19 protein-coding genes and 1 tRNA gene are annotated in these 24974 nt (G+C 50.5%); 15 read left to right on the plus strand and 5 right to left on the minus strand.

What is annotated here, in order from left to right:
* The first annotated feature begins 12 nt into the window (after positions 1 to 12).
* Positions 13 to 366, plus strand: a complete 354-nt coding sequence (locus ACYU87_RS06310) for a hypothetical protein (RefSeq protein WP_461133174.1) — start codon at positions 13 to 15, stop codon at positions 364 to 366.
* A gap of 270 nt (positions 367 to 636) precedes the next feature.
* On the opposite strand, the gene ACYU87_RS06315 is transcribed toward ACYU87_RS06310, so the two are convergent.
* Complete coding sequence (locus ACYU87_RS06315) at positions 637 to 930, minus strand: GIY-YIG nuclease family protein (RefSeq protein WP_461133175.1); 294 nt, start codon at positions 928 to 930, stop codon at positions 637 to 639.
* 128 nt (positions 931 to 1058) lie between these two features.
* Between ACYU87_RS06315 and ACYU87_RS06320 the strand changes: the two genes are divergently transcribed.
* The 4 genes from ACYU87_RS06320 (at position 1059) to ACYU87_RS06335 (ending at position 4389) form a co-directional block, all read left to right on the plus strand.
* Positions 1059 to 1132, plus strand: a tRNA-Ala gene (locus ACYU87_RS06320).
* A 1147-nt stretch (positions 1133 to 2279) separates the two neighbouring features.
* The gene (locus tag ACYU87_RS06325) at positions 2280 to 2642 is read left to right on the plus strand and encodes a hypothetical protein (RefSeq protein WP_461133176.1); all 363 of its coding nucleotides are present in this window, start codon (positions 2280 to 2282) and stop codon (positions 2640 to 2642) included.
* Positions 2643 to 2777: 135 nt separating this feature from the next.
* Positions 2778 to 3392 carry a 2,3-bisphosphoglycerate-dependent phosphoglycerate mutase gene (locus tag ACYU87_RS06330; RefSeq protein WP_461133177.1) on the plus strand — a complete coding sequence of 205 codons (615 nt, stop codon included), beginning with the start codon at positions 2778 to 2780 and terminating at the stop codon, positions 3390 to 3392.
* A gap of 64 nt (positions 3393 to 3456) precedes the next feature.
* Positions 3457 to 4389 carry an NADP-dependent oxidoreductase gene (locus ACYU87_RS06335; RefSeq protein WP_461133178.1) on the plus strand — a complete coding sequence of 311 codons (933 nt, stop codon included), beginning with the start codon at positions 3457 to 3459 and terminating at the stop codon, positions 4387 to 4389.
* A 96-nt stretch (positions 4390 to 4485) separates the two neighbouring features.
* On the opposite strand, the gene ACYU87_RS06340 is transcribed toward ACYU87_RS06335, so the two are convergent.
* Complete coding sequence (locus ACYU87_RS06340) at positions 4486 to 5754, minus strand: asparagine synthetase B (RefSeq protein WP_461133179.1); 1269 nt, start codon at positions 5752 to 5754, stop codon at positions 4486 to 4488.
* A 142-nt stretch (positions 5755 to 5896) separates the two neighbouring features.
* Here ACYU87_RS06340 and ACYU87_RS06345 point away from each other — a divergent pair, with 142 nt between their 5' ends.
* Positions 5897 to 8524 carry a M1 family metallopeptidase gene (locus tag ACYU87_RS06345; protein ID WP_461133180.1) on the plus strand — a complete coding sequence of 876 codons (2628 nt, stop codon included), beginning with the start codon at positions 5897 to 5899 and terminating at the stop codon, positions 8522 to 8524.
* A gap of 45 nt (positions 8525 to 8569) precedes the next feature.
* Complete coding sequence (locus tag ACYU87_RS06350) at positions 8570 to 8887, plus strand: DUF3817 domain-containing protein (RefSeq protein WP_461133181.1); 318 nt, start codon at positions 8570 to 8572, stop codon at positions 8885 to 8887.
* A gap of 102 nt (positions 8888 to 8989) precedes the next feature.
* On the opposite strand, the gene ACYU87_RS06355 is transcribed toward ACYU87_RS06350, so the two are convergent.
* Positions 8990 to 9292: a hypothetical protein gene (locus tag ACYU87_RS06355; protein ID WP_461133182.1), complete on the minus strand. Its 303-nt coding sequence runs from the start codon at positions 9290 to 9292 to the stop codon at positions 8990 to 8992.
* 510 nt (positions 9293 to 9802) lie between these two features.
* Between ACYU87_RS06355 and ACYU87_RS06360 the strand changes: the two genes are divergently transcribed.
* From ACYU87_RS06360 to ACYU87_RS06385, 6 genes are all read left to right on the plus strand, one after another.
* Entirely contained in the window at positions 9803 to 14167 is a 4365-nt protein-coding gene (locus ACYU87_RS06360; protein ID WP_461133183.1) for a beta strand repeat-containing protein, read from the plus strand.
* Between the two features lie 139 nt (positions 14168 to 14306).
* Positions 14307 to 15353 (plus strand): T9SS type A sorting domain-containing protein, encoded by a 1047-nt coding sequence (locus ACYU87_RS06365; protein WP_461133184.1) that lies wholly within the window; start codon positions 14307 to 14309, stop codon positions 15351 to 15353.
* A gap of 49 nt (positions 15354 to 15402) precedes the next feature.
* The gene (locus ACYU87_RS06370) at positions 15403 to 15543 is read left to right on the plus strand and encodes a hypothetical protein (protein ID WP_461133185.1); all 141 of its coding nucleotides are present in this window, start codon (positions 15403 to 15405) and stop codon (positions 15541 to 15543) included.
* Positions 15544 to 15640: 97 nt separating this feature from the next.
* The gene (locus ACYU87_RS06375) at positions 15641 to 15928 is read left to right on the plus strand and encodes a PqqD family peptide modification chaperone (protein WP_461133186.1); all 288 of its coding nucleotides are present in this window, start codon (positions 15641 to 15643) and stop codon (positions 15926 to 15928) included.
* On the plus strand, positions 15921 to 16340 hold the full coding sequence (locus ACYU87_RS06380) for a lasso peptide biosynthesis B2 protein (RefSeq protein WP_461133187.1): 420 nt from the start codon (positions 15921 to 15923) through the stop codon (positions 16338 to 16340). The genes ACYU87_RS06375 and ACYU87_RS06380 overlap by 8 nt, the downstream gene beginning before the upstream one ends.
* A gap of 20 nt (positions 16341 to 16360) precedes the next feature.
* Positions 16361 to 17533 carry a nucleotidyltransferase family protein gene (locus tag ACYU87_RS06385; RefSeq protein ID WP_461133188.1) on the plus strand — a complete coding sequence of 391 codons (1173 nt, stop codon included), beginning with the start codon at positions 16361 to 16363 and terminating at the stop codon, positions 17531 to 17533.
* Positions 17534 to 17595: 62 nt separating this feature from the next.
* Here ACYU87_RS06385 and ACYU87_RS06390 read toward each other — a convergent pair whose 3' ends face one another.
* Entirely contained in the window at positions 17596 to 19542 is a 1947-nt protein-coding gene (locus ACYU87_RS06390; RefSeq protein WP_461133189.1) for an asparagine synthase-related protein, read from the minus strand.
* A 221-nt stretch (positions 19543 to 19763) separates the two neighbouring features.
* Between ACYU87_RS06390 and ACYU87_RS06395 the strand changes: the two genes are divergently transcribed.
* Positions 19764 to 20468: a hypothetical protein gene (locus ACYU87_RS06395; protein WP_461133190.1), complete on the plus strand. Its 705-nt coding sequence runs from the start codon at positions 19764 to 19766 to the stop codon at positions 20466 to 20468.
* Here ACYU87_RS06395 and porU2 read toward each other — a convergent pair.
* Positions 20465 to 23725 carry a putative type IX secretion system sortase PorU2 gene (gene porU2 / locus ACYU87_RS06400; RefSeq protein ID WP_461133191.1) on the minus strand — a complete coding sequence of 1087 codons (3261 nt, stop codon included), beginning with the start codon at positions 23723 to 23725 and terminating at the stop codon, positions 20465 to 20467. The two genes, ACYU87_RS06395 and porU2, sit on opposite strands and share 4 nt — an antisense overlap.
* A 312-nt stretch (positions 23726 to 24037) precedes the next feature.
* Between porU2 and ACYU87_RS06405 the strand changes: the two genes are divergently transcribed.
* Entirely contained in the window at positions 24038 to 24886 is an 849-nt protein-coding gene (locus tag ACYU87_RS06405; RefSeq protein WP_461133192.1) for a methylated-DNA--[protein]-cysteine S-methyltransferase, read from the plus strand.
* Positions 24887 to 24974: the final 88 nt, after the last annotated feature.

Raw genomic sequence — 24974 nt, forward strand, 5'->3', positions numbered from 1 at the left:
ACTGATAAGCAAATGGCCGAAGGCGTAGAGATATATGCGATTGAAGCCAAAGAAATCACCCCTGGAATCGAAAATCCCATCCACTGGCGATTACTCACTACTTGGCCGGTTGAGAATCTGCAAGCGGTTCTGCTTTGTGTTGACTGGTACAGCTATCGTTGGATGATTGAGGTGGTATTCAGAATCTTAAAAAAGGAAGGGTTTGATATTGAGGCCAATAAGTTTTCGCGGGGAAAAGCCGTCCGAAAGTTGTGCTTGTTGACGATGGATCGGACCACCGAAGCGGACCATTATCAAACTTTTCATCATGCAGATTGCTTATGGATCAGCGGCAGAGTTACCTGCTTCGTGCTGTTTCTCAACTGAAGAACGAGCATGTATAGACTTGCACATACCGCAGTTGGAAGGGCGAACTGAGAAATTAAGAACCCATATAAACCATCTGATTTAAAACGGTTTATATGGATTATCGCCAGATTATGTGGCTGAAAAGGTTACCTCTTAGAACGAAGACCTGGCATTACTATCTTTTGGACAGGGCTTAAAAAGTTCGATGCGTTTTTTAATTGATTCAACCTCTTTAAAGATGTGTCCAGACGGTAGCTCCAGGAGCGGGTTTTTTTATGAAAAAGTTATCTATACAGCAGGTTGGGCGTTGTTGATAAGCTCTTCCCAGTGCGTACGATCTTTCTTTTTTAATTTCATCTCTAAGCTCAAAGCCTCGTTTCGCGTAGCAAACGCCTGTGTAAACCGTACCTCCCAGGGCTTTCCGTTAGCCGTAACAGGGTTAGTCTTAGCATTATGCTGCCACAGTGTTATTTTTAGGTCTTTACTCTGGCCAATAAAATACTGGTCAGTAGAAGGGCTATAGATAATATATACCGTATGCATGTGTATCGAGAGTGTTATCAAAACTACACAATTGATCATACAAAACAAACATTGTTCAAGCTAGCGGCTGGGTTGATTTAGCCTGATAAAAAAAATACCATTGAGTTTGGGATAAAGCTATTTTTTACTCATATTTGCACCCACAAAACACCAACAGCGGTGTTTAGGGGGGATTAGCTCAGCTGGCTAGAGCGCTTCCATGGCATGGAAGAGGTCATCGGTTCGACTCCGATATTCTCCACAACAACAAAAAGAACCACTCGTTTGGAGTGGTTCTTTTTGTTTACCGACCAGCCAACCGTTGGTAATCGGATAACTACTCCAACCGACCCATTACGCTGAATACGGGCAGTTTCTTTTCCCTCACCGGCAAGGTTTCTTCTTTCTAACCAATGATACGTTCCTGCCCACCAGGCAGCCGAAAGTTATCCAGCTGATGTGACCGTCACCAACCAGCTATTCCAGCTAAATCTAACGTTTTACGGAATCTGAATACTTGCCGTATGCCAAGTGGTTATGTATATATCTTATCCATTAATGGCTATTTTTCATTAATCGAAGGGAAATTTGCTAGATATTTATACAAATCACCGTTAAGTATATTTAGTATTTATAGAAACAAAAAACAGCAAACTTAGTTATCGAAAACTTTTGCTCTTTTATCTATGTACTCACCAAATCTTACAGCAAGCTACGCATCTGAAGAGGATGTTATTTCAGACCCCCCCGTTCTAAAAGACCGTTGGTTGACTTTTAAGCGCCCTTGCCCATCCTGCAAGCATTCATTCGCGCTGGAAAGAATTCCCCGCTCTTTTTTTCTGAAATATGTACTCTTCTTTGTGCCCACCCGTAAATACCAGTGTTACAACTGTCAACAGAAATTTGTTCGTGTTGGTTGAGGACAAATAAACGTATTTACAGCTTGCGCCAGAGCCGGTCAACCGACCGGCTTTTTTGTTTCCATATCCCCGTTATAAGCTAAGGGCAACTTCTTTCGTTTTACCATTAGGCAACCTAATTAGTCAGTACAACGTTATTTCTCGGTTATCGCCTAACAGAGTCAGGACGACTATTACTGAGCGGTCTCAGGATACTTTCGTATCTTGCCGTCTAATTGGACAGCACGAGCTGTGTAATACGCCTGTATTAAGCCTAACATACCGATCATTGCCGATAATGGTAAGAATTACGGCTAACGACATTACTTCTGTTTACGCGAATATAACCCTGTTACACAGTGTCTTTTCCCGAAACTAATTCGGGGGTTGTCAGAAAGAAACCGTTCTGACTTTTTTTTCGCTTAACCTGATTTTATGAAAAGCGCTTCTGCCGCGTTGGCGAACCCGGCAGATAGAAGCTACTTAATTGACAAATAAATTACCTTATTCATGAGCAAACAAGCATACATCCCGAAAGTAGCTGACTGGGTGCGAGTACATGGTTTTAACGATATTAAAGCCAATGCGGAGGGATTCCAAACCCCCATAGCCTACGGACGTCAGCAAGACAGCGAACAGTTTATTCCCGATGTAACCGGGAAGCAGTTCGACCAGGAGTCATACTTCGAGGTGATATTGAAAAGCAGTGGCGATGAAGCCCGGCACCTGCTATCCAAACTGAAATTGTTGAGTCAGTTGGCCGCCGTGAAAGGAGGAAAGCTATACTTGATGTCGCCGAGGGGGCATCGTTCCTACGCCAAAGAAGTTCTGGCAGAAAGCAATATCGTTGCTGAAGTAATCAATTTACCCTAGTCCCGTCTATTTTTTTTGTTAAAGCAGGCCCAGGAAACAACGCTTTTATGGTCGGGTAAGTCCAAAACCGCTTTGTGGTTGAACACTTTGCCCAGCATAGCAGTAGTTAGTCCATACAGCCTGTTTTAACTTTTTATGCCTCTTTTTGTCATCGTCCGGCACGGGCAATCGCAATGGAATTCCGAGAATCGCTTTACGGGTTCCACCAATACGCCACTAACTGATCTGGGGCGACACGAAGCCCGCCAAGCGGGTGTCTTACTGAAAGCCAAACAGCCACCCGATTTTGCGATCGGCTTTACGTCGGTTCTGCAACGCGCCATCGAAACTATGGCGATCATTCTGGCCGAAATTGGCCAGCCGGATTTACCCGTTGAGCAAAACGCAGCCCTCAATGAGCGCATGTATGGCGATTTGCAGGGTATGAACAAACACGACGCCGAAGTACGATTCGGTGCCGAGCAGGTTTTCCGATGGCGACGGGGCTATACCGACTGCCCCCCCAACGGTGAGAGCTTGGCCGACACCCGTGCCCGGGTTGTTCCTTACTTTCGGAGTACCATTCTCCCCCATCTGCAAGCCGATCAGTCTGTGATTGTTGCCGCCCACGGTAATAGTCTGCGGGCCTTGCTTATGGAACTGGAACACATCAGCCCCGAAGACATCGAGAAAGTTGAGCTGGCTACGGGCGTTCCCCGCCAGTATGATTATACCGTTGCCACGGGCGAATTCAAGCTACTACCCAGCTAAACCCTGAATTCTTTCGGACGCGATCCTGTTAACTCAGGTGCTAAAAACAATAAAATGTAAACGTATGAAAGCCGTTGTGTTAAGCGATTGGGGCGGTGCCGAAAACTTCACCGTTCAGGAGATAGCTACTCCCACCATCAAAGCTGACGAAGTGCTGGTAAACGTGAAAGCGTTTGGTGTAAACCCGGCCGACTTTAAAACCCGTAGCGGAGCGGCCCCTTATTCGAAAGACTACTCGCATCCTATCGTGTTGGGCTGGGACATGGCTGGTGAGGTTGTTGACGTTGGTGATGATGTAACGACGTTCAAACCGGGCGATGCCGTTTATGGCATGGTCAACTTTCCACAACCCGGTCAGGCTTACGCCGAATACGTTGCGGCTCCCGCTGCGCATCTGGCCTTAAAACCCGATGTGTTGTCGTTTGACGAAGCGGCCGCAGCTCCACTGGCGGTGCTCACGGCCTGGCAGGCGTTAACCGAACATGGTCAGTTGAAAGCAGGCGAAAAAGTTTTGATTCAGGCAGCCTCCGGCGGAGTTGGCCACCTGGGGGTTCAACTGGCCAAAGCACTCGGTGCCTATGTGATTGGAACCGCTTCGGGCAAAAACGAAGCCTTCGTCCGGTCGTTGGGAGTCGATGAATTCATTGACTATACCCAGACCAGCGTTGAGGAGTCGGTGAGCGACATTGATCTTGTTTTCGATACGGCCGGTGCCGATACGATTATGACGTCGGCTAAAGTTCTGAAAACAGATGGTCGGCTTATTTCAATTGCCTATGGCGCTATGGATAAAGTGCTGGCAATTCGTCCCGATATTCGTGCGGAACGCATCCTGGTTCACACCAGTGGCGATGACCTGCGTATTATCAACCAGTTCATCGACGAAGGAAAGTTAACCATCACAGTGAGCGAGGTGCTGCCCGCCGATCAGATTGCCGACGCTCATCGAAAATTGGAAAGCCGTCGGACAACTGGCAAAATCGTACTGACGTTTTAAATCGAATACCAGAACACAGCTGGTTATGATTGGTAAGCGTACTCACGATCAGTAATCCGTTCTACTCTTACTAATCATAACCATCTGTGTTCTATCTTACGTTTTCCGTTTCTTCTTCCGGGCCGACGGGAAGAGCACGTTGTTCAGAATGAGCCGATAGCCGGGTGAGTGAGGATGCAGGTTCAGGTCGGTAGGATTACGAAAGCCGCCCCCACCCCGCAGTCCTTCGGGATCGTGCCCACCGTAGAATGTCCATTGGCCTTTACCCGATTCTCCATAAATGTAACGGTCAGACGTTTTGCCTTCGCCCATCACCAGCGTGCTCGGCTTAACGGCCGCTTTTCGGAAGGCGGTTGTCTGGCCGAAAAATTCCTTGATAATGGATTCGTGATTTTGGGTAAGCATGGCCGGGATCACATCCCATTTTGCCGAGAAATTAAATAACTCGAAAAACCCACCAGCCTGATCGAAGCCGCGCCCACCGGCCGAATTGATATCTGAAAAGGTGGAGAATCCCCGGTATCCGTTGTCGCCTTCGAGGGTGAAATTACCAAAGGCGAAGGTTTTACTGAAGTCAAGTTTCGACTGAGCATCCGGGTCGACATCGTCGCCATCGTAGCTGCTGCCCACAATATCGACTCCATCAGCGGCCAGAGCAATGTCGAGGGTTTCGGCGGCCGAACACATGGCAAAAAGATACCCTCCACCCGCGCAGAACGCTTTGATGCCTTTCGCTACGGCAAGCTTCATCTGCGACACTTTTGCGAAGCCATATTTTCGGGCAATGTCCTCCTGTACCTTAATATCGGTTAGCGACTGCCGATGCAGGTTACGACCGTATTGCCCCGTAAAATCTTCGTGGTGCAGGTGCAGCCAGTCGTACTTGGGCAGATCGCCCTTCAGTACTTCCTCATCATAAACGACTTCGTAGGGAATTTCGGCATAGGTTAACACCAGCAGTACGGCGTCGGTATTCTCAAACTCGGCCGGACTTACCTTTATTGGGGAGTAAACAATGATTTTGGCCGCTTTCTGTAGCGTGACCACGTTCATATTTACATCAGGATCGGACAGTTGCTGCCTGATCGAAGCCGCTTTGGCATCGGAAATAACCTCGACCGAAACACCCCGCACCCGGCATTCGGTTTCAATAGACGCTATCTGCTTGATCATAAAACTGCCGCCCCGGTAGTTCAGCAGCCAGTCAACATCCAGGTCGTCTTTCAGCGCCTTGTATGCAATGCCATACGCCTTGAGGTGATTCGATTGCTGATTATCCATCGGAATCAGGATCGAGTTGGCCCGGCCAGGAACAGCCCAACCGATAATTGCCAGTAATAACAGAAAAGATAGGTGCCGTTTCATAACGTGCGTTATTTTTGACCCAACGTTGTTAACCCATGCCCAAGATCAGTTTCCCGATTGGTGGTTATGGGTACTTCCTCACCGGCCATCTGGCTTTTTCAGGAATCGCAACCCGTAAACACCCATCAACTCGGCAACCTCAATGGTCTGGAACTCTTCAAAAATTACTTGTTACGGCCTTACTTTACTCATTATTGGTTCACTCACGATGGCGTGCAGTCATCGCTCCTTACCAGCCAAGTCTCCCATGATCGAAACCGGTGTCTCGCAGACACTCGCTAAAGCCAGAAAGCAGCAAATCAGCCAACTGGCGTATACATTAAAGTTCGACATTCCCCCGCAGAAAAGCCAGCCTATTCTATCCACCGAAACAATTACTTTTTTCTGGACAGCCTCCGGGAATGACACAAACGCCCTACTGCTCGACTTCAAAGAAGAACGCGCTCATTTGCAGGCGGTTTCGACTAACGGCACGGCTATTCCCATTGTTGTGGAGAGCGAACATTTACTGATTTCTACTGCTTTTTTGAAACCGGGGAAGAATACCGTTTCCATTCAATTTATGGCGGGAAATTTATCCCTTAATCGCAACGATGAATACCTGTATACACTGCTCGTTCCCGACCGCGCCCGAACAGTTTTTCCGTGCTTCGATCAGCCCGATCTGAAAGCCACGTTTCAGGTTTCGCTGGTTGTTCCGGCTCACTGGCAGGCCTTGACGAATGCGCCCGTTCGTGACTCATCGGTTGTGGGTGATCGGAAGACGGTCAACTTTCTGCCGTCAGATATCATCCCCACCTATCTGTTCTCGTTCGTAGCCGGAAAGTTTACGCCGATAACCCGAACCCTGAATCGGCGCGCTATGACGCTTCTGCACCGCGAAACCGATTCAACCAAACTCCGGTTGAGTACCGATCTGCTTTTTTCTCTGCATGCCGATGCCCTGACGTTTCTGGAAGAGTTTACCCAGATCCCGTATCCCTTCCAGAAATTCGACTTTGTGGCCGTGCCCGATTTTCAGTATGGAGGGATGGAGCATGTCGGCGTGATTGATTACCGGTCATCGGCGTTGTTTCTCGATAACGGGGCCACCCGCGACCAACGCCTGGCCCGCGCCCACGTGATTGCCCACGAAACGGCTCACATGTGGTTCGGCGATCTGGTCACGATGCGCTGGTTCGATGATGTCTGGCTCAAAGAAGTGTTTGCCAACTTCATCGCCGATAAAATTATGGAGGTGTCGGCTGAAGCGTCGGACCGTTCTGACGCCAATTATGATCTTCAGTTTGTGGTGGATCACTATCCAGCGGCCTATGGTGTGGATCGTACCGAAGGGGCTAATCCCATTGGGCAGCCACTGGGCAATTTGCAGGAAGCCGGTTCGCTCTATGGCGGAATCATCTACCACAAGGCCCCGATTATGATGCGCCAGTTGGAGCAGCTGATGGGTAAAACCGCCCTCCGGGATGGCTTGCGGGAGTACCTCAAAAAATACACATCCGGCAACGCCAGCTGGGTTGACCTGATCCGTATTTTAGATGCGCACACGCCCGCCGATCTACAAAGCTGGAACCGGGTATGGGTCAACGAAACCGGCCGGCCGAAATTTACCTACCAACTCGATAAGCATGGCGGCAAAATCAGTCGGCTGGTGCTATCACAAACGGCAGAAGACGGATCGGCCCGCTTCTGGCCACAAACCTTCCAGATGGCGCTGGTATACCCCGATCATGTTGAGGAACTGACCGTGAACATGACACAGCCACAGGTCACGCTTTCAGAGGCCGTCGGCAAGTACGCTCCGTTGTTTGTGGTATTCAATTCGTTGGGGCAGGGCTATGGCCTTTTTCCGGTCGATACGGCAATGGTATCAAACCTGGCAACGCTCAAGAATCCGGTAACACGCGCTTCGGCTTACATCAATCTGTACGAAAATATGCTCTCGGGTCAAGGCATCACCCCTGGTCAACTGGCAACTACCTACCAGGCTTTACTGGCTAATGAACCGGAGGAGTTGAACCTTCGCTTACTAACCAATCAGCTTTCCGATATTGTCTGGACATTGACCAAACCCGAGAATCGACTCACCTTGGCAACCGCCGTAGAACGCGATGCCTGGAAAGCCATGGAGCAGGAAACAGCCGGGGGCAATCCAGCCGGGGGCAAAAAGAAGTTACTATTTCGTCTGTATCAGTCGATAGCGCTTAGCGCCGAAGCCCGTGACCGGCTTTACACGATCTGGAATGAACAGGAAGCACCCGCTGGCGTTACGCTTACCGAAGATGATTACACGGCGCTGGCCCTTTCGCTGGCTGTCCGCGATTATCCGGTCGATGGTATTTTGGCCAAGCAGCTGTCTCGCATCAAGAACCCGGATCGCCGGAAACGCCTGGAATTTATGATGCCTGCTCTCTCATCGAGTGTAGCCGAGCGCGACGCGTTTTTTGCCTCACTGGCCAGTGATGACAACCGCGAACACGAAGCCTGGGTAACGGCGGCTCTGGGCTATCTGCATCACCCACTGCGGGCAGAAACGTCAGCAAAATACCTGTCCAGAAGCCTTGATTTACTGGAGGAAATTCAGCGAACGGGTGATATTTTCTTTCCGGAATCGTGGCTCCGGGCAACCCTGTCCAGTTACCAGACACCCGAAACGGTGCAATTGGTCCGTAAATTTCTGGCCGACCGTCCAACCTATAATCCGCGGTTGCGGGCTAAACTGCTGCAAGCGGCTGATGGACCATTTCGGGCGAGTAAACTTGTCTACTAACCTTCCTGTTCCATACGCTGTCTTATCTGTCGTATTATTTTACCCATGAGGAATTTTTTCAGTTCACCCAAAACCCGGTTGCGCGTCATTGGCTTTGCCGAAGGCGTTTCCTATTTACTACTGCTATTCATTGCGGTTCCCCTGAAACGCATGGGTGGTCATCCGGAAGCGGTGCAGGTACTTGGACCCATTCACGGTGTGTTATTTATAGGCTATGTACTGGCCGTCATTCAGGCGCAGATCGAATATCATTGGTCAATGGGGAAAACCGGACTGGCCCTGTTGGCGTCCATTATTCCGGGAGGCACTTTCTACGCCGATCACAAATACTTTCGCCATTTGACCGACGCCCCCAACGCATAGGAATCAGGGCAACCTTGTGCAGGAGATTGATTCAGAACCTTTGTATGAACGCGAAAAGCCGGACAGATTGTCCGGCTTTTCGCGTTCATACAAAGGCCTATTTTATTTCAGCGCTTCTGCAGCTGCAGCAGCTTCCGCTGCGGCAATGGCTGCGCTATTTTTTTCAGCGTACTCGTCCCGTTGTGCTTCAAAGTGCGCGAAAATTTCGGTTACTGAATCAACGTTCTCGGCTACTTTGCTGTGCATAGTTCCCAGATTTTTTTCCAGGTACGAGTCGTTCAGCCCATTCATATTATCTACTTCGATCTTACCGATTTTCTCGATCAGTGCCGTCTGGCTATTTTGAAGGTCTTCCAGTTCACGAACGATTTTGTTCATCAACTCAAACTTCTGCAACTTATCCATGATAGTGTTTCTTTAATTGAGTACTCTATAAACGGCCTCCCGGCCAAATGGTTTTGTATTACTTCTTAAAAAAAACTGGCTTGCCTGCTGTACTACGTTTGCTGTACGCATCCGTGTACCCAGCAAAGTCAACCTAAACCGGAGCATATAGTCTGCTTTATGCCGCTATCCGGACTAGCCAATTTCGCCTAAACAGCTAACTATTAACTGTATATACATTTAATGTTACTCATATTATATATATGAACCTATTTTTACCGTAAAAAAGATATTTTTCAAATAAAGATAAACTTTACGATACATTTAAGCCGTCTAAGCAACACATAACGGCAATATTTAAGACTAATTATAAGATATTCATAAACTAAATTTTATTACTATTCTTAGAGCGTGCACTTATTTTCTTTCCACTTATTCCCAGTTAATTCAACATTTATGAAAAAACTATCTACCTACTTGTGTAGACGATTAGTGTTTAATCTTCTTACATGGGTTCCCGTATGCCTACCCTTGTTAACATCGTCTGATGTTCTGGCGCAATCAACCTCGGCAACCTGTAATACGGTTGTGCCACTCACCAATCCTACATTTACCAACCTCACCGTTACTTCCAGCCAGATTCCTATCGTTAGCGGGGATGAGTTCGCGAACAAGGGAAATCTGATTGATAATGATCTGTCCACGGCGACAACCTTTACATCTGCACTGGGCACGTCGGCTTATGTAGAGGTAAAAGACAATAGCGCTACAGGAACCAACCTGTACGGTGCGGGTACGTTCGCTGGGTTTATCATTAACAGTACCAGCGTAGCAGCAGCGGTAACGATTACAACGTATCTGGGTACTAGCGATACGCCCGTAAACACCAAGACGTTTGCTAATCTGGCCGATATTGGTCTACTGGGTGGCCGAGCAAAAATTGGCTTGATTGCCACTGGCTCTTTCGACAGAGTTCGTATCAATTATGGGGGCATTGTCGGCACAATCAGTGTGTATGCGCCCCTGATCGAACGCTTCTGCGATTCGGCACCCGCATTGGCCTGTAACACGCTGACCACCCTGACCAGCCCCAATGTTCCTGTTTATGTCAACCCGGATAATACGGGCTTCGGTGGTCTTGTCAATCTTGGCAGCATTACGAATGTTGACAATGCGGTAAGTGCTGATCTGACAGATTATGCCTCCGTAAACTTAACGGCGGGTGTGGGGACAACAGCCACGTTCTCCATCAAAAATGCGCTCAATGAATACGCTGGCGGGTCATTTGCCGGTATCGACGTGTCGAGCGCAGCCTTGCTGGACCTCGGCGTGCTTAGCGGTATCTCTATCTCGACCTTCAACAATGGAACACTGGTCCAAACGGTATCAGGCGCCAGTCTGCTGTCGGCCAACACCTCGATCACGTCAGGTTTAGGTCGCCGGGTTATTGGCTTTCTAACGGCGGCTGACAAACCATTCGACGAAATAAGACTGACAGTAACCAAACTGGTAGCGGCCGGTGTTGAAGAAACGCGGGTGTATGGTTTTGTGGCCGAGAAATTCTGCGCTGGCCCAAGTGTTGCCTGCGCCGACAACACGCTTCCACGGAACACACTGACCCCGCTGGTGGCTCCTCAATCGCCTGTTTACGTAGATGGGAACAACACGGGCTTCCCCGGAGCCGCTTGTGTCGCGTGCGGCATCAGCGATGCCAATAACGTAATCGACACGGATGCAACGAACTTTGCCACCGTAGTATTAACAGCCGGTGTATCAACCAGCGCTACGTTTGCGGTAGCTAATGCGCTGGATACGTATCCCGTTAACAGTTTTGCGGGCTTTGACATTCAGACCAATTCGATTGTGTCAGCCGCGGTTCTTGGCTCGGCCACCATCTCGCTGTACAACAATGGCGCACTGGTTCAGACGGGTACGGGCAACGCCATCATTGTTGGCGCAACCACCGCTTTGCTGAACGGCGTAACCCGTCAGACGGTCGGTATCGTTGCGTCGGTGCCTTACGATGAAGTAAAGATTACGATTCCCAGTCTAGTGGGTGTCAACTTGGGTACAATCAACATCTACAGCGCGATATTTGAAAAAACCTGTGCCGCAACCATCGTCTGCAATACGGCCTACAACCTGAGCAGTCCAACGTTCCCGGTTGTTATTAATGCCGCCCGCACAGGCGTTACAGGAGCGGTAGCAGCCGCTACAACTATACAGGACCCCTGGAATGCTGTTTCGGCGTCGACAACCGACTTCACCCGAATTACCAACACGGCCTCGGTAGCGACCAACGCATCCATATCGGTGCTGGATCCCATCAGTACCTACCCAACGGGTACGTTCGCCGGTTTCTCCGTGCGGAAAGTGTCGGGCCTTGTCAACGCCGACCTGTTTGCTGCATTAAGTGTGTCGACATACAACGATGGTGTGCTACAGGAAACGAGAACCGGTAATGGCAATCTGCTCGATCTATCGATCATCCTGTTCGGTGCCACAAGCGATGTTGCCAATGTTGGCTTTATCACAACCAAACCATTCGACGAAATTCAGTTGACGGTAGCCCCCCTGGTCGGTGTGAGTGTACTGGGCGGCAAGCTTGACGTATTCGGCGCTTTCGTCGACACGCGTACATCAACTGGTGGCGGTTTAGCCTGCGCCTTGAACACCAACCCCGACTTTGCCGTAACCAATAAGAATGTTCCGGCTACGGGTAGTGTAAAAGCAAACGACCTTGTACCGGCAGGAACCACCTATGGTCCAGCGCCTGCAGCAACCACTCAGCCGGGCGGTGCCTCGCCGAGCCTGACCGTTAATGCCGACGGTACGTACACGTTTACCAGTACAACACCAGGGGTGTATGTCTATTCGGTACCCGTCTGCGGATCAGGCGTGTCAGGAGCGGCTTGTGGTACACAAACACTGACCATCACGGTACTCGACCCAACGGTGAATACCAACAAGCCGGTAGCCAACCCTGATGTTATTGCCACGACAGGCGCAGCCAGCAGTCCGGCTCCCATAACGATCAACGTGAAAGCGAATGACGGGCCAGGTAATGCCGGTGGTACCTTAGGCACGCCTACTATTGCCACACCCCCTGCCAATGGATCGGCAACGATCGATGGAAGTGGTAACGTAATCTATACGCCCACGGCTAATTTCTACGGCACGGATGTATTGACTTACCAGGTTTGCGAAACGCCGGGCACGAATCTGTGTGCCACAGCCACCGTAACCATTACGGTGAAGGCACCGGGCAGCGCGAATACGACTCTGGCCGCCGATGATTATGTGAGTACCTATCAGGGCCTGTCGGCTTCTGGCAACGTCAAGACCAACGACAGCGACCCAGAGGGCAACACGCAGACGGTTACGGCTCAGAACACCACCCTGGCAGGCAAAGGCACGTTGGTCGTTACATCGGCAGGCAGCTACACGTTTACCCCCGTGGCAGGCGCTACCGGCCCGGTTGATTTCACTTACACAACAACCGATAACGGTTCGCCTGCGGTGAGTGCCAGCGGAACACTGCACGTATTGATCAACCCCTTCAATCCAAACCCGGATTTTGTGGTCACGACCAAAGCGGTATCCGTAACGGGCAATGTGAAAACCAACGATATGATTCCTGTGGGTGCTACGTATGGACCAGCGCCAACGCCAGCCAGCGCGCCAGCTGGGTCAACGCCTACCCTGACGGTAAATAGTACGGGTACGTTTACCTTCAGCAGTACAACACCAGGGGTGTATGTCTATAATGTGCCCGTCTGCGCACCGGCTCCGCCTACTTACTGCACCACCCAGGCATTAACGATCACTGTACTCGATCCGGCGGTAACGACCAACAAGCCAGTAGCTAACCCTGATTTTACGACCGTTACCGGTAATCCAACCACAACCGTTGCAACCGTCATCAACGTGAAAGCGAATGATGGACCGGGTAATCCGGGTGGTACACTGGGTACGCCTACCATCGCTACAGGACCTGCGCATGGTACGGCCAGTATCGACGGAAATGGTAATCTGTCGTATACCCCAACGGCGGGTTATTACGGTACAGATGTGGTAACCTATCAGGTTTGCGAAACGCAGACAAATTGTGCAACGGCTACCGTCAGCATCACCGTGAAAGCACCCGGCGCACCGGCCAACGTAAGCATCAACGACGATTACGTGGCGACGGCAGGGGTTACGCCTGCTACGGGCAACGTGCTCACCAATGACCTGGGCAATACGCTGACGGTTTCGAACGCGGGCACAATAGTTACGACATCAGGCACGCTGGTGCTGACGGCAACGGGTAGCTACACCTTCACGCCAGCCACCGGCGTAACAGGTCCAGTCAACCTGACGTACACCGCCTGCGACAACAGCACCCCATCGGTTTGCGGCAGCGCCACGATTCACGTGCTGGTTGGCCAGTCAATGCCAGACCTTTCGCCAATCATTCGGCTTCCCCTGGGCAACTTCACAGCTTCTGGAGATAATTCCACCCGTGATTTCATCGTGGAGGTTACCGAATACGCTGGACAACCTACATCAAGTGGCAACGTGAAAATCACGATCACAGCTCCGCTTGGGTATAATATCACGTATAACAATGCGCGAACCAGTATCAACGTATCAGGTGGGTCTACCAATCCGGTGGCCGTCGATAATGCAAAATGGACAGCGTCGCCAACCAGTGCCAGACAGTTAACGGTGACCATAAATGCAGGACAGTTCATTCCGGCGAATGGCACCTCCACTCTGGGCTTTACCATCTCACGAACGGGAGCTAGTACAGGAACAGCGAATCTTACGGTCAATGTGAACGACGACGCGAGCAAAACGTACGACAGTAATCCATTGAATAATATTTATGTGAGAAATATAAACGCTTTGTAGGTCATACACTTGGTGTCAAATATATAATTCATCATATTTGACACCAAGTAACAATTTGAGTATATCAATCGAGTTTAGTTTATCAATCAACCGATTAAGTTTATCAAAACCGAATTAAAAAAAGTAAACATTAACAATTATGACCAGAAAACTTTTACTAGTCTTTTCGATGGCCCTGGGTGGTTTATCTGCCAGTTATGCCCAGGACCCTTCAGTTGGTGGCTTTGTTATAACACCAAATCCATTAACCACCGGATCTGTTGGCACGATCAGTGCGAGCCTGGGCAACGGAAGCGCAACCGCTATTCCGCAAAGCGCCAACACAACGTATACCTTCAATTTGCCGCCCAATGTGGGCGTGACAGGTATTAGTGTTACACCCACAGCCCCTGTTTCGTCCACGACCAACTTTACCCCGTCCATTGGCACGTATAGCCCGGTCAATGGAACAATCGTCACGCTCATCAGCAACCTGGGCCCTGTACCAGGAAATGCCGATTACGTCGTCACGCTAAATGTTACTGGTGTGCAGCCAGGCACGAACGCGCCAGTGAGTTTAAATGCGGTTGGTACTGGTGTCGGGTTAACCAATGCTGCTGCCAATGACAATGCCAGTTCAAGCATAACGGTTACAGGTCCTCTACCCGTAGCGCTGGTTTCGTTTACGGCGAAAGCGCAGGAAAACCGCACGGTAGCTATCGATTGGACAACCTCGCTGGAAACGAACAACAAAGGCTTCCTGGTTGAGCGCAGTAAGGATCTGAAGCTATTCGAGCGTGTGGGGGAAGTAAGTGAGCTGGCAGCAATGAGCAATGCGGTGAAGAATTATCACCTGGTTGATCAGACGCCCTACTCGGGTACCAGCTATTACCGGCTAACGCAAACCGATTTGAGTGGTAAAGTAACGGCCTTTCCGGTAGCCTCTGTGGTACTGCGGGAAGAAGCATACGGTGTGTATCCAAACCCGGTTGTGAGCGATGGCCAGTTTACGCTTCGGTTGGATGAGCCCGAAACTGCTACGGTCGGTTTCTTTGGCGCTGATGGGCGGCCAATGTCCTTCCAGAAAACGGGTGTTCAGTCGGGCAATCTGTTACTGAAAGCAACGGGTAAGTTATCGGCTGGAATATATGTGCTCACCGTGGAAGAACGGGGTCAGACACGCCAGCATCGCATCGTTGTTCAATAAGCAAAGCGGTCAAACTTACTCATTTTACCACATTTACTTTTCTTGTCTCATGACTACAAAGACTGTACATATATCGGCTCCAGCGCCCAAAAAAGCCTACAAAACGCCTAAGCTAAAATCGCTGGGTAGTGTAAAAAAACTGACGCTGAAAAGTGGATCAGCCACAGACGGCTTCGGTTCATTCGCTTAGTTTTATCAGGTAAGCATACCTTTGAGCTTGATTTGCCAGTATCTTGGCGAATCAAGCTCTTTTCGTTACTTTCAATCCGATTTTAGTCACCATACCCATGCCTTTTACGCCGAACACCCGCGTTCAATTACTGCCTAACCAGTCTTCTTCAGTACTGGGAAATGAAACCATTCTGTTAAATTATGAGGCCGGTAATTATTACGAACTGAATGAGGTCGGCGGGTTCATCTGGGCTCTTTTGCAGGAGAAGAAAAGCCTGCTGGTTCACGAAATTCAGACGCAACTACTGGAGGAGTTCGATGTGGAGCCCGCCGTTTGTCAGGATGAGTTAGTGCTGTTTCTAGACAATTTACTCCGTGAAAAGCTCATCGAAGTCAGTGAATAGTATAGCAAAGTTTATATCCTCAGACTGGCGCAGAAAATGGCTATTGGCCAGCGTTTTCCTGGTGCTGGCCATGTATAAATGCCTGCTGTTTATTTTCCCCTTCAACAAATTTCTCAAAACGAACCCGAAGGCCCTTCAACCCCTGAACGGTCTGCCAAGCGAAACCATAGCCGATACCGTTTGGGCCATTCAGGTTGTGAGCAACCGGGTTCCCCTTGGCTTTACGTGTCTGGTACAGGCACTCAGCGCAAAATGGCTGCTGAACAACCACCCGGATGTACGTGTATGCATTGGCGTTCATAAGAGCGTTCATCAGGGCTTTGCGGCTCACGCCTGGGTCGTTTACAAAGACAGGATTATTTTGGGCGAACAGGCCAATCAGGTATTCGAGCCCATTCTGGACTGGAACTGAGTCCGATTTCTACGCACCTTATGCAGGTTGATCTTTCTTCTGAAGTAACGTTATTGATGATGGCCTGTTCGATAGAGCTACCGGCCGAAAAAAGAGAGAAGCTTACCCAGTTCGTAACCCATCAACCGATCAACTGGAATCGTTTGTATGCCCTGGCCGAGCGGCATCGACTAAAGCCGTTTTTATTCAGGTCGCTCCGCCAGATACCTGCCGTTTCCGAGTCGTTCATCGCTACTCTCAAGCAGGACTGCCAGCTAACCACGACCGACAATATGCTGAAAATACATCAGTACCATACGGTTGCCACGTTGCTGTCGGAGAATGGAATTGAGCAGATACCGCTTAAAGGAATATACCTGGCCGAACACGTCTATCCGGATAGCGGTCTGCGAATCAGTGGTGATATTGACCTGTTGGTCAAGCCAGACGATGTTTTCGCCACCATCGATTTATTACAGAAGCACCAGTATCATCTATCCGAAAAACAGGACCTACAATGGCGGCAGGGTGAAAAGCGGATTCTGTCAGACCTGTATGAAGTAAGTCTGTTCAAGCCTTTCTTCAATAATAGCCAGTTTGATATTGACCTGCACTGGAAAATCATGGGATTCAACCAGCATTACGCCCTGTTCGATCTGGCTTATGTTCAGTCACAGTCAGCGTTTGAGACCGAACGGAAAATTGTTCTACTGGCTACGCACCACGGCGTGAACAACATCTGGCAGCAGATGTACTACATCAATGATCTGTATTTTACGCTGGTTAAAGCCGATGTGAACTGGCCGTGGCTATTGCAGGAACTGAGCCGATGCGGCTTCAAAGAGGTTTTCCTGGCTGGTCTGTATTGGTGTCAGCAAATCTGGGCCTTACCCCTCCCCCCGCCGGTTCAGGATCTGGTTGCTTCCGTCAGAATCCGTTCACTCGCCGAAGCATACGCCAAAAGTTGGGAAGTTGAGAAACCTTACGAGTTCAGTCACCTCGTTTTAAGGCAATTAACGCTGCTGTTGACCGCACAAACGTCCATCGGTGATCGGTTAAAAACCTGTGCCACTTTTCTCACCAGCCGCGTGTTCCGCTACAGCCTGTTCAGGGTCGGCAAACGCCTGATATACGTTCCCAAAGAACTGGGTTTCATCACTATATTCATTCGTGCCGTTCAGTCGTTGCTGCGATTTATGCCCGGCCGCCGGTGATCAGGAAACCGCCGTGCCCCGGTTTTGAAGCGTAGTACGGCGGTTTCCATTCAACCATCCCGTTACCCTTTTTTGGGCAGCGATCCCAGCCAGAGAGCCAGATAAATGATGCGGCTCAGCAGCCAGTTATAGCGGGTTTTCTGCTTCACCGGTATTTTGGGATTGAAAACCGTGCTTACGATTTTAGCGTACACAGCCCGGTCAATAACATCCCAGATAGGATGATCGGTTCGGTCAACCTGTTCACGGGTAGCCTGATACAACTGTTGTGCCGACACATTGCCGTATTCCACAAAGTTGGCTTTCGTGTAGCGGTTTATGATGGCACTCGGCAGGATAGCGCTCAACCCGTTCCGGATCAGACCCCGACCGCGCCCCTTGTCGAAGCAAACCTCCAGGGGCGTTGCCAAACCCAGTTCAACAACGTGCTTATCGAAGAAAGGAAACGAGTATGTATGCCCGTGGTGAGCCCCGATATGGTTCAGTTGCTCGGCGCAGATGACATTGGTTGTGTTGAGAATTTGCTTTACGGGAACGGGGCGCCCTTTACTTAATTCAGTAGTCATTGGCTCGGTCGATACGGGCTGCTTTCGGCCAATGCGCTGCTTAAACTCTTCGCTGAACGCATTGTCGAGCAGCGTCCGATAGACCAGTCTGGCCTTGATCCGGCTGGCAGCGTAGCCCAGGATACCCGCCGTCGATAAACCGAAAAGTTGCTTTTGCCGACGCAAATGGACCAGGAACTCGCTGGAGGATTGTTCACGAAACCGTTTTTTCAGGTTAGTCCCCAGAATACTCAGCGCGTAGCGTTCAAACTCATCGTCGTTCCGCAGCCGGGGCGGATCGGCCACAAAATCGGGCGGGTACCGGTGGTCGATGTATTGATGGCAGGCAAGCTGTAAGGTTTCCCAATCGCCAGCATCAAGCAGCTGGTCCAGGTAATCAAATCCAGTTGCCATGACGCTGTCGCCATCATGTCCGGTCAGCAGAATATCGCAACCAAGCTGGCGGGCTTCCTGCGAAACTCCCAGGTGAAAACTGGACGGGATAATAAAATGATCGGGCCGGTCGAACTGGTGATTTATGGCGAGAACAGATGCCAGCACATCCGCTTTCGGCCGAACCGTATGATGCTGCGGCTGCCACTTACTGGTAAACGCCCGGACAAATTCAGACTCATCGGTAGAAGCCAGACCCGTATCGATGTTGAAGGTGTGCAGGCTGGACCGCTGTTGTTTGTGCAGCACAAACTGCGCCACGGCACTCACCGACGACGAATCCAGGCCACCACTCAGGTGAGCGCCTATGTGTTTCTTCCCGTTCATCCGCCGTTCAATGGCGGTGGTAAACGTACTGACGAAGGTTTCCGCGTATTCTTCCGGCCGGGTCAGGTTGCTGTATTTTTCCGGGTTGATCTGCCAGTAAGGCTGTAGGGTCAATTCCTGCGCACTTACCCGAATGAAATGGCCGGGCAACAAACTATAGATGGATTCGTAAAACGTTTCGGCGCTGTAGGGCACGTAGTTCGTTGTCCAGGTCAGGTACTCCCGGAACTTATGCTCGTTGGGCTTGATCACGACGTCCTGCAAAGCAAGCAACGCCTTTATTTCGGAAGCAAAGGCGAACAAACGGCCGGGGTGGTGAACATAATAAAACGGTTTTACCCCCAACGGATCACGCGCACAAACCAACGTCTGGCGGGCAGGCTCCCAAAGGGCTACGGCGAAATCGGCATTTATAGCGTTGAACGAATCGGGGCCGCCCTGAGCGAACGTTGAGGTGAATACGTTATCGCGTTTCGTGTCCGAAAAAAGGTCAGCATCGGCGGTGGCGCAGGTACCCGTTAGCGAATTAATTTCCAGGCTACCGGCAAAGGCCAGCAAGATCCCTGAATCAACTGGCTGGCTCGCCACTTCACCCCGATGAGCGAGCGCTCTGATCATTGCGGCCCGATCAACCGCAGACACATCCTGTCCATCGTACCGAATAATTCCCGCAATTCCACTCATACTATCAAAGGTAGCCTGAACGCTGATTTTCTGTATTCCCAAAACTACCTAATTTAAGCAGGACTCCCTATCTTGGCGAATCCGGATAGTAACCCACAAACGGCTTAATCGCTGTATGTTAGCCCGCAACCCGTTATCTTCGTGAGTTCGTATCAATGCATGGTCAGTCAAGCTATTAGCTGGCTATGCGTTGAGTAAGTTATCCTGTTCATCGACTGAAAATGCGTAAAAGCAGCCCTTTGTCCACCGTTTTTGTTTTTCTAAGCTTACTAGGCCTTGTGGGCAGTTGCCAGACCAGCAACGATCCGCCCCCCGATGATTCAGCTTACTACCCTCTGCAAACCGGCGACTACTGGGTGTATCAGGTTACGGAAGAGACCTACTCCCTCACCAGTGGCGCGACCACGCGGGTGTTTCAGCTTCAGCAGAAAGTTGGTAGTTCGTTTACCCGAAATGGGCAGGTGTTTTTCCAACTGGAAGAATCTACCCGTCAATCGGAACAGAACAGCTGGCAGGTCAGCGCCATTCGTACGGTATCCAAAAGCCTTTCGGAAGTTGTCAGCCAGGACAATAATGCACCCACGGTCAGTTTACTTTTCCCCGTTACCACCACAACATCCTGGAACATCAACACCTACAACGGCCTCTCCGATACATTGACGCTCCGCTACCAAAATATTGGCCGTCCGTTTGCCACGGGTACGTTATCATTCGATCGGACCGTTGCGGTTGTTGGCCCGACCGATTCGACGCTGATCAATTTAACAAAATACCAGCGGGTATACGCTCAGAATATAGGGTTGGTGTACCGCGAAAACACGGCCCTGTCTTATTGCCAGTCGACACCCGATTGCATCGGTAAAGGCAAAATCGACTCGGGTACCCGGCAAAAATGGACATTGATAGCGAGCAATCGAGTTCCTTAGCGCTGCCACACAACCTTGCCCGTGTGCCGTTCGGTATGGCCATCGTTGTACGTCAACCGTAACGAATACAGGTACATGCCGGGTACTGTTCCCTGCCAGAGAACCGAATTTTTTCCGGTCGATACGGGCAGGCTATTTTCGAAAACCAACACTCCCGACTGGTTATAGATCGACAGACGGGACTCGGTCGGTAATTCCTTTACATTCAGATTCAAGTCAAACTTTACGTAAGTACTTGCCGGATTCGGGTAAGCCACGAACGTAATCGGTTTATCTTCCGCTACTACAGCAATATCGAGGGTATAGGGCGGCTGCGTGCGATTGCCGGCAGCATCCTTCCCGAAAACGATGAGTTGGTAGTTGCCCCCCGCGGCAAGCGACAGGCTGGTGGTGACCTGTAATTGATTTGCCGACACGGCCGATACCGAAAACGACGAGGTTGCCAGCTTCTGTGGAGCGCAGGTGTCGCAGCTTTTCAGGTACACATCCACGGCGCTGGTATCTTTTGGCGAAAGGGGATTTTCGTCCAGAATATACACGTCCAGGCTTGGGTGCAGGCCAACCACGGCCTGGTTTTCTCTGATTCTCCCATCAACGAATACGTTTACCTCCGGACTGACCCGGTCCAGCAGACTATTGACCGGATAACTGGTACCGGTCTGCGCCTGCGCCCAGTCAATGCTCAACGCGGCCGCATTATTGGTTTTGCTCAATTCAACCAGCTGGTTATCGGGATCAATGAACACCTCCAATTTCTGCAACCGCTCGTCCCGGGCCACCGTATAGGTTAGGGTATCCCGGTATCGAAACGCCTTAAATCGCAGGGTACTGGCCGTAACCACTGAGTTAATCGTCTTTTTCACCGTCAGTGAAACAGCCTGCCCCGCTACGTATTTGCCCATATTGGCGAGGGGAATAACCAACCGGAGCGAATCGCTGTTCCCAAGCGAACGACCAGCCACGTTCGACTGAAGGTAAACGCCCTTGGGTTCGACGGCAAAATCAGGGCTGGGCAGCGGATAAAGGCTCACAGCGGGATCGCCCTGCAGAAGCATCTGCAGCATCACCGAAATATCGTAAGGATCGACACCCTCTTTTTCGAGGCTTCCATTCAGTTGCTGCTGTACTTTTCCAAAAGGCATATTCAGCGTACTGGCATCGGTGTACAGGCTGTTGTACAGTTTTGTCAGGTAGCGGGTGGTGGGTTGCTGAAAACTCCAGTAGGTATGTGCCAGTACGATACCAGCGCCTTTTTGAGGAGCCAGCAGCCAGTCCGTCGACAGGGTATTAAAGCTGGAGAAGATTTCCCCTACCCCGCAGCCGTTAAAAATCATAAGCGGGTAATGCTGGTTACGAAAGCCATTTTCGGGGGGCGATGCGTAGCCAAAATTCATATCGGTCACGGAGGGGCCAGCATGCCCAAAAAACGTAATCAGGCTAACCCCGTCGTTAACGAGCGGAGTGATGTCGATTTGTTCTACCTCATCAAGTTTGTTCTTGCTGAACGCGCTGATTTGCCCACCCAGTTGCCCGTTGGCATAAATCGTACCGATGCCGCTCAGGGCATCGCGGAGACCAGCAGCTTCTGGAGCACTTTTCCCTCCGCTGATGTGCACAATGTGCTTGCGCCAGAGCCCGTTCGATGTGGCTTGTTCGAGTTGTTTTACCTTCTCCAGATACGCCAGCACCTGTTCGTTTGTCGTTGCGTTGATCCGGCCCGTTGGAATAGCCGGTGTGTTCATCGAATACGTACCCAGACCAGCCGTGATCAAGATATCGGAACCGGGATAGCCAACAGTTGGGACTAAATCATCCGTTGCGGTTTTGGTCGTGTAAGGATAGCTGTTTGCGCGGCCCACCAGCAACAGGTTTTTGACAGCCGTGTTGGCCAGCGCATAATCGGTAAAGCGCCGGAGAGCCAGCGGGCTTTTTTCGCCGTAGTTGAACTGATCGAATAACGAATCGGACTCGATGATGAAGGGCTTGTACCCGCCCCCCTGAGAGGATGCCCGGTAGCTGGCATAGGCCACCGCCGACGGCCTGAGCGACGCATGGGTTATAATCAGATAATCCGTCGTTTTAGGCATTACCGATTGCCAGGCAACTAGCTGAATAGCAAGCGGTTTATTGATGCGATTGGTTACGAGTATATCCCGATTTCGGGTTGCATCCGTAACTACAAGTTGCGTTTGTGTTCCGGTGGTTTGGGTCGTCAGATACCGACAGTTTACCCGATCCGTTATGTCGTAGGCAACCGATGCGGCTGGTACATTTGCCACCGACATCAGCGCCGTTGAACCCGTGCTGGCTGGCAGATGAAATACTTTGCCTGACAAACCAGCCATGTCCGGTACTTGCGGGTAGGAAACTTTCGCGTAGGTTATCGAGTAATGGTTAGTAAAGCCGTTTTTCGCGGCTGTAAACCGGAGCGTAAGTTTGTCGTTCTGAATGGTTTCTGGCTTTATAGTTGCCTGAAACGTCTTGCTATCGAAGCCGGTAAACGAAAGCGGGGCTATAGATGCTGTCGTTGTGGCATCCAGTTGCAACTGGATCTGGTGGATTGTATTGTCCCGTCCATTGATCATTCCCTGAATGGCAATGGGCCAGTTTACCGACACCCGCCCCGGCAGTTTCATCTGAACAACGCCCACCGAATCGGGCGTAAGAATGCGCCCCGACCAACCCTCACCGGGTTCAAAATAGCTTTGTTGCAGGTAAGGCTCCAGTCCTTTCAGGTTGTTGAATGTATAGTCGCTGGTAAACGCCTGGACCGCTTCTTCGACGTGAAAGTCTATGGGCGATAGTCCCTGGGCGGATGCATTCAGTTCGGGCATTCGCCTGCCGGGCAGCGAAGCACTACTGGTCAGGAAGTAAGCCGACTTGTCCGAGAACAGGGTTTGGTAGGGGTGCAGCCGTTGCTGCGGCCGGTACAGCAGCGAATCCTGAGCCCCGTCATTTCCTTCGCCATAAAACTCAATATAATCCTGCGCGTTAAACACACCATCCTGTTGTCCCACTATTCGTATAGCCATCTCCTGCCCCCTGAAGAACAGCTGCCAGTTGATCGGATTTGTCAGCAGAAGCGAGGCATCCGCTACTTTTATGTCGTCGTAGCCTACACGGTAAACACCCGTCTGGCTAACCGATAGCTTAAGGTATTTCTGACCCGCCCGGATCCACTCATTACCAAATCGTTTTTGCCCATTTACGACCAGCGCATTCACCAAAAGCAAGAGAAGGAGTAATCCTTTTTTCATACACAGACGAGCATTATCTGGCTTCACATACCCAAACAGGATGTTACCAAACGTTTGTCAAAGATAACGAATCGAATTCATTAATCAGGTTGATTGTCTGCTCTCCAGGAAGCTGTTTGAACTAGTGAATAAGGATACATTTTCTAGTTAGGCTAGGCTCATTACCAATGCAAAGACCCCTTTGAACAGGTAGCCTTTACGTCAATTATATAGTAGCTTTTTTTGCGCTTCGACGCATCACTTTCGCAAGAATCGGGTTTATCGACATCCGTCTTCTAGTGACCTTTGTAGGCGTAAACCAACAGAAACGCCATGAACACAAACAGCCCGTATACGTATCAGCAGATTGCCCAGGCGATAGAACACTTGACGGCTACATTTCGTGAGCAACCTTCGCTTGAGGAACTGGCCGAAAGCGCGAATCTCAGTGCGTTTCACTTCCAGCGATTATTCACCGAATGGGCCGGTGTGAGTCCGAAGAAATTTGGCCAGTACCTGACACTCGAACATGCCAAAACAAGGCTGCGTACCGGAGCGGCTTTGGCCGATGCCGCTTATGACGCGGGTCTTTCCGGCACCGGTCGGCTACATGATCTGTTCGTGACCATCGAAGGCGTAACGCCCGGCCAGTTTAAACAGGCTGGGTCAGGACTGATTCTGGTTTATGGCCAATTCGAGAGTCCGTTTGGACCGTATGTGCTGGGGGCTATCAATGGCAAAATTGCCCTTCTGCACTTCCTGAATGTGAACGATGAACTGGAATCTGTCCTGACCGCGACCTGGCCAGAGGCATCCTACCAAAACGATCCTACGACTTTACAATCACTGGCCGATCAGATATTTCCGTCAATGAAGGCAACTGCGACACAAGGGCAACAGCTACCCGTTTTACTGCGTGGTTCTGCTTTTCAACTCAAGGTCTGGGAAGCGCTCCTGAAAATTCCGGAAGGTCAGTTGGCCAGCTATGACCAGATTGCAACCGTCATCGGGCAACCTACAGCGTCCCGAGCGGTCGGTACCGCGATCGGGTCAAACCCGATTGGTTATCTTATTCCCTGCCACCGGGTCATAAAAAAGACTGGTCTATTCGGTGGCTATCGCTGGGGTATTGAGCGCAAGCAAGCTATGCTCGGGTGGGAAGCCGCCCGAACCGATAAATAACGGCGCACTGTATACGTAGATCATTGAAATTCAATAGATTATTTTTTGCCAGCAGAACAAAAAACGCTCCTCCAGACTAGTCTACTCT

It is taken from the genome of Spirosoma lituiforme (assembly GCF_054776635.1).